Origin of the sequence: Micromonospora sp. NPDC005172, from assembly GCF_040608555.1 — a bacterium.
Classification (GTDB): domain Bacteria; phylum Actinomycetota; class Actinomycetes; order Mycobacteriales; family Micromonosporaceae; genus Micromonospora.
Map to the genome: position 1 here is coordinate 50,310 of NZ_JBEXIL010000023.1, position 13,142 is coordinate 63,451.

Genomic DNA, 13,142 nt, shown 5'->3' on the forward strand with positions numbered 1-13,142 from the left:
GCGGCGTGTTCACACTCGCCCAGGCCCGGCACCTGGTGGCCACCCTCCAGCCGCGTGTCGACGAGCTGATCCGCATCCGCGCCGACCTCGCCGAGCTGCGCGTCGACCTGGCCGACCACGGCGTCAGCTCGCTCGGCGGGATGGCCGAGGTCAAGGGGCTGGAGGCCCGGCTGCACGCCGTCGTCGACGAGCTTCACCAGCACGACATCCAGGTCAAGGGCATCGCGCCGGTGCTGCTCGACTTTCCGGGCGAGCGCGACGGCCGCGCCGTGCTCTGGTGCTGGTTGGAGGGCGACTCCGACGTGCGCTGGTACCACCGCGCCGAGTGCGGCTTCGCCGGCCGTCGCCCCCTCTGACAGTCCCGCGCCGCCGAGCCGCGCCACCGGGGTGTTGATCAACTGGGGTGCACGGAAACCGCGGTGTCCGCTTGCGTCGGATGCCGCGATTCCCTGGAACCCGAGTCGATCAAACCCTCAGCCCGCCGCGGACGTCGGCAGAACCGGCCCGGGGGCGTCGGTGACCGCGAACACCACCACGTTGTCGACGTAGTGACCCCGCCGCCGGTCGAAGTCACCCCCGCAGGTGACCAGGCGAAGCTCCGCGTTGGGCGTCGGCCCGTAGACGACGGCCGTCGGAAACTGGTCCTTGCGGGTGCGCAGCGACCCGGTCACCCGGAACGACAGCCACTGCCCGTCGCGCCACACCTGGACGCGGTCGCCGGAGCGCAGCTCGCCGAGCCGGGCGAAGACCGCCGGGCCGCGCCGCGAGTCCAGGTGCCCGGCGAGCACCGCCGGACCAGTGTCGCCCGGGGCGGGGCCGCCCCCGTACCAGCCGGCCACGTCGAAGTCGGCCGGCGGGACGAGCGCGCCCGCGCGGTCCAGGCCCAGCACCGTGAGCGCCGAGTCGACACCGATGCGCGGCACGCGTACCCGGGTGGGTGGACCCTGCGGTCGCGGCGACGCGGCCACCGACGCGGCCACCGAGGCGCAGCCGTCGGCGCAGCCGGGGTGCCAGGTCGCGACCGGGGGCGGCCCGGTCGTCGCGAGCCCGACGCCGCTGCCGGCGGCCAGGCAGACCGCCGCGCCGGCCGCGACCAGCGCGGCCAGCGGCGCCCGACGGTCCCGGTGCCGCCGGATCGCGGACCCGATGCTCACCAGGTGGTGCGCCGCCGCCGACGCCACAGCAGCAGGCTCGCCGCCACGGCCGCCGCGGCCACCGCGCCGGCCACCAGGGGGTACGCCCCGAGCCCACGCCCGGCGGTGCCACCGGCGCCGGTTTCCACCCCGCCCGCCGGTACGACGGTGCCGCCCTCGGCGTCCTGCCGCAGCTCGGCGGTGAGCCCGCCCTGCCTGCCGTCGAGCACCAGCAGCGAGTAGACCGCGCCCCCGGCCAGCCGCACCTCGGCGTCGGCGCTCGGACCGCCCGCGCCGGTCAGCCGCAGCCGCCAGGTGCCCGGGTCCACCTGCTGGTAGTCCGTGGTGGTGGCGAACTGCACGCCGTCGGCGATCGTCGGGCCCTCGGCGGCGGCCACGTCGAGGACGGGCGTCCGCACCGACGCCTGCACGACGCGCACCTTGGCCCGGCCCTGCGCGGGAGCGCTCAGGTCGTCGGTGAGCACCCGCAGCCCCAGGTCGGCGTGCCGGCCGACACCGGCGACGGTGTACGCGCCGCCACTTTTCACCGCCACCTCGGTGGTGAGCACCGGCGGGTCGCTGGCGGGCGCGCCGGCGTCGCGCATCGCCACCGCGTACCGGCCCGGGGGCAACTGGAGATAGTCGGAGACCACGCCGTAGCCGACGCCGGGAAAGACCCTCGGCTTCGCGGCGTCGGGGGCGGCAAGGTAGACGTCCACCGCCGGAGTGTCGGGGGAGAGGTGAGCGAGTCGGACGTACCCGACGCTGTCCGCGCTGGCCGGTGCCGGGAGCACGGCGGCGACGGCGGTGCCGAGCAGGAGCGCGCCGGTGCCGGCCAACAGCCGGCGGGACGCGGTACGGAGCGTGTGCATGTCGCCTCCGAGGCACGTTCGGTGAGCGGGCGGCAACCCACGGACAGAGTCCCGTGCGTGAGACTTTCGCGCAAGTTGTACACGCCATGTTTCTCTCCGCCGCGCTGCCGCAAGCGCCGCGCCGCGATCGTGCTCGATCCAGGATGTAGTGGCCTCGGCGTCGAAAGGATGCCACTGGATCCATGATCGAGCGCGATCTTGCCGTTCGGCGAGGGATGACCTGACTCTGGGACCGAAACTGCTGCCGCTACCGCGCTGGCTACTCCGACTCGGCGACGAAGACGCCCTGCCCCTGTTGGCCGTACACCAGGTTCCGCTGGTGCAGTTCGCGTACGGCCCGGTAGGCAGTCGACCGTGCCACGTTGTAGATCTCGCCGATATCCGAGACCGAGGGCAGTTGATGGCCGGGCGGGTACTCGCCGGAATTGATTCTGCGCGCGATGTCGTCGGCGACGCGGAGGTAGTGCGGTGGCCTGGTAGGCATGATCAGCTGCCGAGCGGCTGCCTGGAGTGTCGAGGTCAGCACGACTGTCCGCAGTTGGACTGGGCTCTCGAGATCGTGGCGGACGTCGCGTCGGTGCTCTTTCAGAAGTAGTGCCTTCGCCCGTCGGCCGAGTCGTGCTCGTCACCGTTCGACTGCACGGCCAACGGTTGACGGGGCCGTCGCCCGGCTTGCGTTCGCCTATTCTCGGGCGATGCGGGATCGCCGGGTGGCGCTGGTGTGGGCGGCCTTCGTCGTCGTCGCGACGGTGTCCTGTGTGCTCGTGATGACACGCGATGACCGGCTCTCCGACCTGCACATCTACTACGGCGCACTGTCCGATCTGCACGCCGGCCGCCCGCTGTACGAGTACCGCGCCGCGAACGGCGGGCCGTTCACCTATCCACCGTTCGCCGCACTGGTGCTGGCCCCGATCACCGTGGGTCGCTGAGGGCGTACTCCAGGGGATCTGGCTGGTCGCGACGTGCGCGGCGGTCGTCGCCATCGCCGGGATGGTCGGTGTCGCGCTGAGCGCCGATCGGTCCCGCCGCCCGCTGGTCGTCGCGGTGGCTGCCCTGACGCTGATGCTGTCGGCGCCGGTGCAGAGCAATCTGCGGTTCGGGCAGGTCAGCATCTTCGTCGTGCCGCTGGCGCTGCTGGACGGCATCGGCGTCGTCCCGCCACGGCTGCGGGGAGTGCTGGTCGGGGTAGCGGCGGCGATCAAGCTGACACCCCTGTTGTTCGTCGTCTACTTCCTCGTCACCGGCCGCTACCGCGATGCCGGGCGTGCGGCGGCGACGTTCGTGGGCTGTGCCGGGCTGGCGGCGCTCGTGTTGCCCGGCGAGAGCTGGACCTACTGGACCGAGGCCGTCCGGCAGACCGCACGGATCGGCAACCTGGCGTCGCTGGGCAACCAGTCGGTGCACGGGATGCTGCTACGGGCCAGTATGGCGCAGGGCCGGCTCGTGGCGTACGACCTCGATGGTCAGCCGATCGCCAGTTACGACGACGAACTGGCCGCCGCCCTCCGGAGGGCCACCCGGTAGGCGGTCACCGGAGGGCGGCGGTTACTCAGCGGGTGGCGGCGGCCAGGGCGGTGCGGAGCTTCTCTGCGTCACCCTGCGCCGGCTGCTCCCAGTTGGTCGGGGTCGCGGAGTAGAGCGTGCCGTACGCCGGGGTGTCCGGCTGGTAGCGCCAGCCCTCGGCGAGCGGGCCGACGTCGACCGCGTCGTACCCGATCCGGTCGAGGAAGGCCGTGACCTCGGCCTTCGCGGCGGCGTCGTCACCGGCGATGGCGAGGGCGCTGCGGTCGGCGGCCCCGGACGGCCGGGCCAGCGCGGCCAGGCCCACGAAGTAGATGTTGTTGAAGACCTTCACCACCCGCGACTCCGGCAGGTGCCGCTGGAGGAGTTCGCTGCTGGTGGTCTCGCCCGAGTCCAGCTCCGGGAAGCTTCCGTCACGCTCCGGGTAGTAGTTGTTGGTGTCGATGACGACCTTGCCGGCCAACGGTTCGACGGGCACCGCCCGGTACGCCTTGAGCGGCACGGTGACCACCACCAGATCGCCGACCCGCGCCGCGTCCTGGGACGTGCCGGCGCTGGCCCGCTCGCCCAGCTTGTCGACCAGTTCGGTGAGCGTCTCCGGCCCGCGCGAGTTGCTCAGCACCACGTCGTAGCCGGCGTCCACCGCCAGTCGGGCCACGGTGCCGCCGATGTTGCCGCTGCCGATCAGTCCCACAGTTGTCATGCTGCTTCCCAACTCCGTCCACCCGCGACGCATTCCCGACCGATGCGGTGGGTTATTGCACGAACCTCTGGTTGCGCGAGCCGGTCCCGCACAACGTACTGCGTACACAATGTCGTGCGACGGGCTTCGCGGGACGCGCCACCCTCCGGCGGCGCCTGCTCCCCGGGTGGGGCGTTCGGGGTGGGGCGTCAGGCGGGGAGGATCTTTTCGATGGCCGTGCGCAGGTCGTCGGCGTCGGGCTCGACCGTCGGGGCGAAGCGGGCGGCGACCGTGCCGTCCGGCGCCACCAGGAACTTCTCGAAGTTCCAGCGAACGTCCCCGGTGTGCCCGTCGGCGTCCGGCATGGACACCAGCGCGGCGTAGAGCGGGTGCCGCTCGGGTCCGTTGACGTCGACCTTCTCGGTCAGCGGAAAGGTCACCCCGTAGTTGACCTGGCAGAAGTCGCTGATCTCGGCGGCGCTACCCGGCTCCTGTCCGGCGAACTGGTTGCACGGCACGCCCAGCACCACGAGGCCACGCTCGGCGTACGTGTCGGCGAGGGTCTGGAGGCCGGCGTACTGCGGAGTGAGGCCGCAGCGGGAGGCGACGTTGACGACCAGCAGCGCCTTGCCGCGGTAGCGGTCGAGGTCGGCGGGGCCGCCGTTGAGGGCGCCGATCGGGATGTCGAAGACGGTCATGGCCCGAGGTTACGCGCCGAGTGTCGTCCCGCCGGGACGGGGCGTGAGAGGCGCATTCCGCGCATCAGGGTAAATCGAAACATGGACATCTTGACGGAGTGATGACGGTGTGAGTACCGTCTCACCATCTCTTTTGGAAAGTTTCCTAACAGTACGGGAGACGCCTCATGAAAAGATCGCTCCGTCGGGCCCTCTGGGCCGGCGCCGTGGTCGCCGTGACCGTCGCGGCGGTGCCGATGACGACCGCGTTCGGCGCCGGCACGGTCACCACCACGTTCGTCAAGGCACAGGACTGGGGGACCGGTCACGAGGCGAAGGTGACCGTGACCAACGGCACCAGCGCCACGGTCGCCACCTGGCGCATCGAGTTCGACCTGCCGTCCGGCACCACCATCAGCAGCGCGTGGGACGCCGACGTCACCAGCAGCGGCAACCACTACGTCGCGGTCAAGAAGAGCTGGGCCGGAGGGCTCGCCCCCGGCGCGTCGTTCAGCTGGGGCTACAACGGCACCGGCGCGTACAAGGCGCCGCTGAACTGCACCGTCAACGGCGCGCCCTGCGGCGGCGGCACCCCGACGACCTCACCGACCACGACCGCGCCGCCCACCACGGCACCCCCGACCACGGCACCGCCCACCACCGCGCCGCCGACCACCGCGCCCCCGACCACCACCCCGCCGCCCAACACGGGCGGCAAGAAGGTCGTCGGCTACTTCGCCGAGTGGGGCGTCTACGGGCGCAACTACCACGTCAAGAACATCCAGACCAGCGGCTCGGCCGCGAAGCTGACCCACATCCTGTACGCCTTCGGTAACACCACCGGCGGTCGCTGCACCATCGGCGACAGCTACGCCGACTACGACAAGGCGTACACGGCGGCGGAGAGCGTGGACGGCGTCGCCGACACCTGGGACCAGCCGCTGCGCGGCAGTTTCAACCAGCTGCGCAAGCTCAAGGCGCTCAACCCGCACCTCAAGGTGATCTGGTCGTTCGGTGGCTGGACCTGGTCCGGCGGCTTCACCCAGGCCGCCCAGAACCCGGCCGCGTTCGCCGAGAGCTGCTACAACCTGGTCGAGGACCCGCGCTGGGCGGACGTCTTCGACGGCATCGACGTCGACTGGGAGTACCCGAACGCCTGCGGTCTGAGCTGCGACACCAGCGGTCCCAACGCGTTCAAGAACGTGATCGGCGCCCTGCGGTCGAAGTTCGGGTCCAGCGCCCTCGTCACCGCCGCGATCACCGCGGACGGCAGCAACGGCGGCAAGATCGACGCCACCGACTACGCCGGGGCCATCGGCAACCTCAACTGGCTCATGCCGATGACGTACGACTACTTCGGCGCCTTCGCCGCCCAGGGCCCCACCGCCCCGCACTCGCCTCTGACGTCGTACACCGGTATCCCGCAGCAGGGCTTCAACTCCGACGCGGCGATCCAGAAGCTCAAGAGCAAGGGCGTCCCGGCCAACAAGCTGCTGCTCGGCATCGGTTTCTACGGGCGGGGCTGGACGGGCGTCACGCAGGCCGCCCCTGGTGGCAGCGCCACCGGTGCCGCGCCGGGCACCTACGAGGCGGGCATCGAGGACTACAAGGTCCTCAAGAACACCTGCCCGGCCACCGGCACGATCGCCGGCACCGCGTACGCCAAGTGCGGCAGCAACTGGTGGAGCTACGACACTCCGTCGACCATCAACGGCAAGATGACGTACGCGAACAACCAGGGCCTCGGCGGCGCCTTCTTCTGGGAGCTCTCCGGCGACACCAGCAATGGTGAGCTCATCGGCGCCATCAAGGGCGGTCTCGGCTGAGCCGAAGGCCGACGCACCACCCCACACGGCGGGGAGGGGCCCGCACCGCCCCTCCCTGCCCGTGCCGAAGCGGCCCGGTCGACGCCCAGCGTCGGCCGGGCCGCAGGCCTTGGGCGGGTCGGGCCCGATGTGGCAGACTCGCGGCTCGGCAGGTTTCGATTTCCCTGGTCGACGGAGGTGGTCATGCGCTCGATCCACCGCGGGCTGGTGGTGGCCGCCGCCGCGTTCGTGCTGCTCCCGGCCTCGTTGGCCGGCTGCGGGATCGGCCGCGACGACGCCGACGAGCAGATCGCCAAGCCGAAGGGGTCCCCCGCCCAGGAGACCGCGGTCCAGCGGTCCCCCGCCGAGGAGGCCGCCGCCCGGTCCCGCGAGCGCGTGCAGGCGTACCTCGACGCGATGATCGCCAAGGACGTCGCCGCCGGCCGCAGTCAGCTCTGCGCGCTGCTGCACGGCGGGTTCGACCTCGCCGCCACCGGCCCGAACGGCGACTTCGCCGACCACTTCGAGGTGCCTGAGGCGACCATCACCGACGTCCGGTCGGGCAAGCGCGGGCAGGAGGTCAGCGTCTCGGTCTCGGTCATCGCCGGCAAGAGCAAGGTCACCCGCCCGCTGCTGTTCACCGTCACCCGCGACGGCGGCGACTGGTGCATCGCCGGTGAGGCGCCAGGGGGCCATCCGGCCGCCAAGCCCTCGCCCAAGGGGCTCGCTCCCTCACCCGCGTCCTGACCGGCGTCGGTGGGATCGATCTCCCACTTGCCGGAACCGTCACCCTCGCCGCCCGGTCACACCCACGGTCGCCGTACGCTTTCTCTCATGCGCCATGAGTGGCATCAGCTGAGCCATCCCGCGGTGGGCAGCCCGGGCCTGCAGACCAGCCGTCCGACCGTCGACTCCGCCGAGGACGCCGCCCTCGGTCTGGACCGCTGGCGGGAGCTGCCCCGCGAGCAGGTCCCACCGTGGTCCGACCCGGCCGCCGTCGCCGAGGTCTGCAAGGTGCTCGACACCGTGCCGTCGGTCGTCGCGCCCTACGAGGTGGACCAGCTCCGGCAGAAGCTGGCGCTGGTCTGCGAGGGCAAGGCGTTCCTGCTCCAGGGCGGTGACTGCGCCGAGACGTTCGCCGACAACACCGAGAGTCATCTGCTGGCCAACGCCCGCACCCTGTTGCAGATGGCCATCGTGCTCACCTACGGAGCGTCGCTGCCGGTCGTCAAGGTAGCCCGGGTCGCCGGCCAGTACACCAAGCCCCGCTCGCTGCCCACCGACGCGCGTGGCCTGCCCGCGTACCGCGGCGACATGATCAACTCGCTGGAGGCCGATCCCGCCGCCCGCGTCGCCGATCCGCAGCGCATGATCCGCGCGTACGCCAACTCGGCCGCCGCGATGAACATGCTGCGGGCGTACCTCGCCGGCGGGCTCGCCGACCTGCACGCCGTGCACGACTGGAACAAGGGCTTCGTGCGGACCTCCCCGGCGGGGGAGCGCTACGAGGCGATCGCCCGGGAGATCGACCGGGCGTTGGCCTTCATCCGGGCCTGCGGGATGACCGACGACGAGGCGCTGCGGACCGTCACCCTCTACTGCTCCCACGAGGCCCTGGCCCTCGAGTACGACCGGGCGCTCACCCGGGTCTCCGACCGTCGGGCGTACGGGCTGTCCGGGCACTTCCTGTGGGTCGGCGAGCGCACCCGGCAGATCACCGGCGCGCACATCGACTTCATCTCCCGGATCGCCAACCCGATCGGCGTCAAGCTCGGCCCGACGACCTCCCCGGACGAGGCGATCGAGCTGTGCGAGAAGCTCAACCCGGACAACATCCCCGGCCGGCTCACCCTGATCAGCCGGATGGGCAACCACCGGGTCCGCGACGCCCTGCCGCCGATCGTGGCCAAGGTCACCGCCTCCGGTGCCAAGGTGGTCTGGCAGTGCGACCCGATGCACGGCAACACCCACGAGTCGTCCAACGGCTACAAGACCCGGCACTTCGACCGCATCGTCGACGAGGTGCTCGGCTACTTCGAGGTGCACCGTGGCCTGGACACCCACCCCGGCGGCATCCACGTCGAGTTGACCGGTGAGGACGTCACCGAGTGCCTCGGCGGTGCCCAGGGCATCGAGGACCTCGACCTGCCCGACCGGTACGAGACCGCCTGCGATCCTCGGCTGAACACCCAGCAGTCGTTGGAGCTGGCCTTCCTCGTGGCGGAGATGCTCCGAGGCTGACGCTGCGACCCCTGTCGGCAGCCTGAAGCCTGGCTCCGAGGCTGACGCTGCGGCCCCTGTCGGCCGCCGAGAAGAATGACCGTGGCCAGGTGTGCGAGACCCGCCACCGGCTGTCGAGAGGATGACTGTGACTGAGCTTGTTGACCTGCGTTCCGACACGGTGACCCGGCCTACCGCCGGGATGCGCGAGGCGATGGCCGCCGCCGAGGTCGGTGACGACGTCTACGGCGACGACCCCACCGTCAACGCGTTGGAGGCGGAGGTCGCCGCGCTGTTCGGGCACGAGGCGGCGCTCTTCGCCCCGAGTGGGTCGATGGCCAACCAGATCGCCCTGCAACTGCTGGTGCCGCCCGGCGACGAACTGCTGTGCGACGCGGACGCGCACGTGGTCACGTACGAGATCGGCGCCGCCGCCGCGTACGGCGGGATCTCCTCGCGGACCTGGTCGGCCGTCGGCGCGGACATCGACCCGGAGGTGGTCGCCCGGATGATCCGTCCGGACGGCTACTTCGCCGTGCCCACCCGCGCGATCGCCGTCGAGCAGACCCACAACCGGGGTGGTGGCGGCGTGATCCCGCTGGCCACTCTGCGGGAGCTGCGCGGCGTCGCCGACGACGCGGGAGTGGCGCTGCACTGCGACGGCGCCCGGATCTGGCACGCGCACGTCGCCGACGGGGTGCCGCTGACCGAGTACGGCCGGCTGTTCGACACGCTTGCCGTCTGCCTCTCCAAGGGGCTCGGCGCGCCGGTCGGTTCGCTGGTGGTGGGCAGCGCGGAGAAGATCGAGCGGGCTCGGATGATCCGTAAGCGGATGGGCGGCGGCATGCGCCAGACCGGCATCCTCGCCGCCGCCGGCCGGTACGCGCTCGCGCACCACGTCGACCGGCTCGCCGAGGACCACGCCAGGGCGGCCCGGCTCGCCGAGGCGGTCGCGCCGTTCGGGGTGCTCGCCACCACGGTCCGCACCAACCTCGTTCCGCTGGACCTGACCAAGCACGCGTTGGACGCCCGCGCCCTGGCCGCCGCCGCGCGCGAGGAGGGCGTACTGATCTCGGTGCTCGGCCCCCGGACCGCGCGCCTGGTCACCCACCTGGACCTCGACGACGACGCGGTAACCCGCGCCGCGATCGTCCTGACCAGGGTCCTCGCCGCCTGACCCACTCCCTGTCGATCAAGAGCTTCGCGTCATCCGAAGACCGGATTTTGACGCAAAGCTCTTGATCACCACCACGAGCGGACGGGTGGGGGTACGGGTTAGGGGTTGAGGCGGGTCAGGGTTTCTATGTCGGCCCGGTGGCCCAGTTGCTTCTCGCTCGGGGTCTCCACGACCACGGGGACGCCGGCGGTGGCCGGGTGGGCCATCAGCTCGGCGAAGGCCGGCTCGCCGATGGTGCCCTTGCCGATGTTCTCGTGCCGGTCCCGGGTGGAGCCGCACAGATCCTTGGAATCGTTGGCGTGCACCAGCCGCAGCCGGTCCGGCCCCACGGTGGCCACCAGCGTGTCCAGGGTCGCGGTCATCCCGCCCTCGGCGGCCAGGTCGTGGCCGGCCGCCCAGGCGTGGCAGGTGTCGAAGCAGACCCCGAGCATCGGATGCCGGTCCACCGCGTCGAGGTAGGGCCCCAGGTGCTCCACCCGGGAGGCGAGGGAACGGCCGCCACCGGCGCTCGGTTCGACCAGCAGCATCGGCCCGCCGGCCTCGGCGGCCCGGTCGAGCAGGGGCAGCAGCTCCCGGCGGACCTGCCGCATCGCCTCCTCGGCGTACCCCTCGTCGACCGAACTGCCGGCGTGGAACACCACCGCCTGCGCGCCGATCGCCGCACCCCGGCGCAGCGCGTGCGCCAGCGTCAGCGCCGATCGCTCGACGGTGGCCGGAGTGGGTGAGCCGAGGTTGACCAGCAGCGAGGCGTGGATGAACGCCGGGATGCCCCGCTCGGCGCAGCCCTCGCGGAACAGCGCGTCCTGCGCCGGGTCGCCGGGCGGCAGCGCCCAGCCCCGCGAGTTGGAGACGTAGACCTGCACGGCTGCGGCACCGGTGGCGTCGACGTAGGGCAGGGCAGCCTTGGCCAGCCCGCCCGAGGTCGGGGTGTGCGCGCCCACCGGCCGCGTGGAGATCGCCGGCATCAGAAGCACGTGATGACGACCGGGGTGCCCGGAGGCACCTGCGAGTTCTCGCCGGGGGCCTGGATGCGAACCACCGCGTTCGGGTTGACGGCGACCGTCACCGGGAAACCCTGACTCTCCAGCACCTGCTTGGCCTGCTGGCAGGGCAGGTCGACAACCCGGGGCACCACGACCAGCGGCGGGCCCTTGCTGATCTCCAGCTTGACCTCGGTGCCCTTCTCCACGCCCGCGCCGTCGGCCGGGCTCTGCCCGAGGATCTCGTCCTTGGGCTTGTCGGAGTCCTTGAAACTCTCCACCGGCGTCAGGCCGAGCTGGCCCAGTTTGGTGCGCGCCTCGGTCAGGCTCTTGCCCACCAGGTTCGGCACCGTCACCGGTGCCCGGCCACGGCTCAGGATGAGCGTGATCTTCGTGCCCGGCTTGACCTCGGCGCCCACCTTCGGGGAGCTGTCCAGGACGACGCCGGCCGGCAGGGTGTCGTCATAGCGGGTGGCGCCCTTGGCGACCACCAGTTGCGCGTTGACCAGATCCGCCTCGGCCAGCTCGTACTCCTTGCCGATCACGTCCGGCACCGGGAAGCGCTCCGGGCCCAGCGAGAGGGTCAGGGTGATCGTGCCGCCCTTGACGATCTTGCTGGACGACGCCGGGCTCTGCCCCAGCACGCTGTCCTTCGGCGCCTTCTCGTCGAAACGCGGCTCCCCGTACGCCAGGGTCAGGCCGGCGCGGTCGGCCTGGGCCTGCGCGTCGGTCTTGCTCAGGCTGACCAGCTGCGGGGCGGAGGTGTAGCGGCCGACGCCGAACCACCAGCCGCCCAGCGCGGCCACCAGGCCCAGCGCCACCACCACGACCGCGACAGCCAGACGACCCTGCGAGTTGCTCAGCACCGTGTTGCGCAGCTCGGCGAACCGCGCACCCAGGCCCTCGGCGGGCTCCGGTGCTGCTCGCCGACGGCCCGGGCCCTGGCTGCCGCCCTCGGGCAGTCGCGCCCAGGTGGGCCGCTCCGCCGGGCGGATCGCGGCGACCATCATCGTCGGCTGGGAGACCGGCGGCTCGTCGGTCACCCGGCGCAGTACGGCGGTGCTGGTGCTGTTGACGCTGCCCAACTGGTCCCGCGCGACCTGAACCTCGGCCAGCAGCGCGCCGGCGTCGGCGGGCCGGGCGGACGGGTCACGCCGCGTGGCGCGCTGCACCACGGTGTCGAGCGCCGGCGGCAGGCCGGGCACCAGGGTCGAGGGCGCCGGCACGTCCCGGTCGACGTGCTGCCAGGCGACGTCCACCGGACGGTCCCCGTCGTACGGCACCCGACCGGTGAGCATCTCGAACAGGACGATGCCGGCGGAGTAGACGTCGGTACGCGGATCGGCCCGACCCTCGGTGACCAGCTCCGGGGCGACGTACGCCACGGTGGCCATCAGTTGGTTGCCCTGCTCGTCGTCGGCGCTGGCCTCGACCGCGCGGGCGAGCCCGAAGTCGGCCACCTTGACGACGCTGTCCACGAGGTTGGCGACGCCGCCGGTGGGCGCCTCGGCGACCAGGACGTTCTCGGGTTTGACGTCGCGGTGCACGAGGCCGGCCCGGTGCGCGGCGGCGATCGCGGCGAGCATCTGCTCGGCGATGGCCAGCGCCTCGTCCGGGTTGAGTCGGCGTCGCTCGGCCAGCACGTCGCGCAGCGTGCGGCCGCGGACGTACTCCATCACCAGGTACGGCAGGCCGGCGTGAGTGCCCTGGTCGTAGACCGCGACGACGTTCGGGTGGGTCAGCCGGGCGATGGTCTTCGCCTCGTCGGTGAACCGGGCCACGAAGTTGGCGACCCGGGCACGCGCCTCGGGCGCCTGGGTCGGGTGAATGATCTTGACTGCGACGGTGCGCTCGAGGCGTTCGTCGGTGGCGGTGTACACGGTCGCCATGCCGCCACGGGCCACGCGACCGCGAATGCGGTAGCGCCCGTCGATCAGCGAGCCCAGCAACGTGTCGGCGACCTGTGTGTCCATCGGCAGGCAGTCTATGTGTCCAGAGGGTGGGAGTTGAACAGGATGCTACAGCCCGGGGACGTACCCGGTCCGTCCCGTCGTGACCGCCACCCCGGCGGC

General features: G+C 71.9%; 14 protein-coding genes. 7 read left to right on the top strand and 7 right to left on the bottom strand.

Annotated elements, in window-relative coordinates; translation table 11 throughout:
* Positions 1 to 5: 5 nt before the first annotated feature.
* Positions 6 to 356, top strand: coding sequence for a DUF2203 domain-containing protein (locus tag ABZV06_RS17720; RefSeq protein ID WP_355236522.1), 351 nt, complete (start codon positions 6 to 8; stop codon positions 354 to 356).
* Between the two features lie 117 nt (positions 357 to 473).
* Here the strand turns inward: ABZV06_RS17720 and ABZV06_RS17725 are convergent, their stop codons facing one another.
* The 3 genes from ABZV06_RS17725 to ABZV06_RS17735 all read right to left on the bottom strand — a co-directional run bounded on the left by ABZV06_RS17725 (position 474) and on the right by ABZV06_RS17735 (position 2,489).
* Positions 474 to 1,181, bottom strand: coding sequence for a class F sortase (locus ABZV06_RS17725; protein WP_355236525.1), 708 nt, complete (start codon positions 1,179 to 1,181; stop codon positions 474 to 476).
* Positions 1,151 to 2,005, bottom strand: a complete 855-nt coding sequence (locus tag ABZV06_RS17730) for a DUF4397 domain-containing protein (protein WP_355622592.1) — start codon at positions 2,003 to 2,005, stop codon at positions 1,151 to 1,153. Before ABZV06_RS17730 ends, ABZV06_RS17725 begins: the two co-directional genes overlap by 31 nt.
* 259 nt (positions 2,006 to 2,264) lie before the next feature.
* Positions 2,265 to 2,489: a GntR family transcriptional regulator gene (locus tag ABZV06_RS17735; RefSeq protein WP_355236530.1), complete on the bottom strand. Its 225-nt coding sequence runs from the start codon at positions 2,487 to 2,489 to the stop codon at positions 2,265 to 2,267.
* 211 nt (positions 2,490 to 2,700) lie between these two features.
* On the opposite strand from ABZV06_RS17735, the gene ABZV06_RS17740 reads away from it, so the two are divergent.
* Together ABZV06_RS17740 and ABZV06_RS17745 are read left to right on the top strand one after the other, a co-directional pair.
* Positions 2,701 to 2,937 carry a hypothetical protein gene (locus ABZV06_RS17740; RefSeq protein WP_355622595.1) on the top strand — a complete coding sequence of 79 codons (237 nt, stop codon included), beginning with the start codon at positions 2,701 to 2,703 and terminating at the stop codon, positions 2,935 to 2,937.
* Between the two features lie 52 nt (positions 2,938 to 2,989).
* Positions 2,990 to 3,532, top strand: coding sequence for a glycosyltransferase family 87 protein (locus ABZV06_RS17745; protein ID WP_355622648.1), 543 nt, complete (start codon positions 2,990 to 2,992; stop codon positions 3,530 to 3,532).
* A 25-nt stretch (positions 3,533 to 3,557) separates the two neighbouring features.
* On the opposite strand, the gene ABZV06_RS17750 is transcribed toward ABZV06_RS17745, so the two are convergent.
* Both ABZV06_RS17750 and ABZV06_RS17755 read right to left on the bottom strand, forming a co-directional pair.
* Positions 3,558 to 4,232 (bottom strand): NADPH-dependent F420 reductase, encoded by a 675-nt coding sequence (locus ABZV06_RS17750; protein ID WP_355622598.1) that lies wholly within the window; start codon positions 4,230 to 4,232, stop codon positions 3,558 to 3,560.
* A gap of 188 nt (positions 4,233 to 4,420) precedes the next feature.
* Positions 4,421 to 4,909, bottom strand: a complete 489-nt coding sequence (locus ABZV06_RS17755) for a glutathione peroxidase (RefSeq protein WP_355622601.1) — start codon at positions 4,907 to 4,909, stop codon at positions 4,421 to 4,423.
* Positions 4,910 to 5,076: 167 nt separating this feature from the next.
* Between ABZV06_RS17755 and ABZV06_RS17760 the strand changes: the two genes are divergently transcribed.
* From ABZV06_RS17760 to ABZV06_RS17775, 4 genes are all read left to right on the top strand, one after another.
* Positions 5,077 to 6,714 carry a glycosyl hydrolase family 18 protein gene (locus ABZV06_RS17760; protein WP_355622604.1) on the top strand — a complete coding sequence of 546 codons (1,638 nt, stop codon included), beginning with the start codon at positions 5,077 to 5,079 and terminating at the stop codon, positions 6,712 to 6,714.
* 183 nt (positions 6,715 to 6,897) lie between these two features.
* Positions 6,898 to 7,440: a hypothetical protein gene (locus ABZV06_RS17765; RefSeq protein WP_355236546.1), complete on the top strand. Its 543-nt coding sequence runs from the start codon at positions 6,898 to 6,900 to the stop codon at positions 7,438 to 7,440.
* Positions 7,441 to 7,527: 87 nt separating this feature from the next.
* Positions 7,528 to 8,934: a class II 3-deoxy-7-phosphoheptulonate synthase gene (locus ABZV06_RS17770; protein ID WP_355236549.1), complete on the top strand. Its 1,407-nt coding sequence runs from the start codon at positions 7,528 to 7,530 to the stop codon at positions 8,932 to 8,934.
* A 127-nt stretch (positions 8,935 to 9,061) separates the two neighbouring features.
* A complete protein-coding gene (locus ABZV06_RS17775; RefSeq protein ID WP_355236553.1) occupies positions 9,062 to 10,090 on the top strand; it encodes a GntG family PLP-dependent aldolase in 1,029 nt (342 codons plus the stop codon).
* 98 nt (positions 10,091 to 10,188) lie between these two features.
* On the opposite strand, the gene ABZV06_RS17780 is transcribed toward ABZV06_RS17775, so the two are convergent.
* A complete protein-coding gene (locus ABZV06_RS17780) occupies positions 10,189 to 11,055 on the bottom strand; it encodes a deoxyribonuclease IV (RefSeq protein ID WP_355622606.1) in 867 nt (288 codons plus the stop codon).
* Positions 11,055 to 13,043: a Stk1 family PASTA domain-containing Ser/Thr kinase gene (pknB, locus tag ABZV06_RS17785; RefSeq protein ID WP_355236559.1), complete on the bottom strand. Its 1,989-nt coding sequence runs from the start codon at positions 13,041 to 13,043 to the stop codon at positions 11,055 to 11,057. Before pknB ends, ABZV06_RS17780 begins: the two co-directional genes overlap by 1 nt.
* Between the last annotated feature and the right edge of the window lie 99 nt (positions 13,044 to 13,142).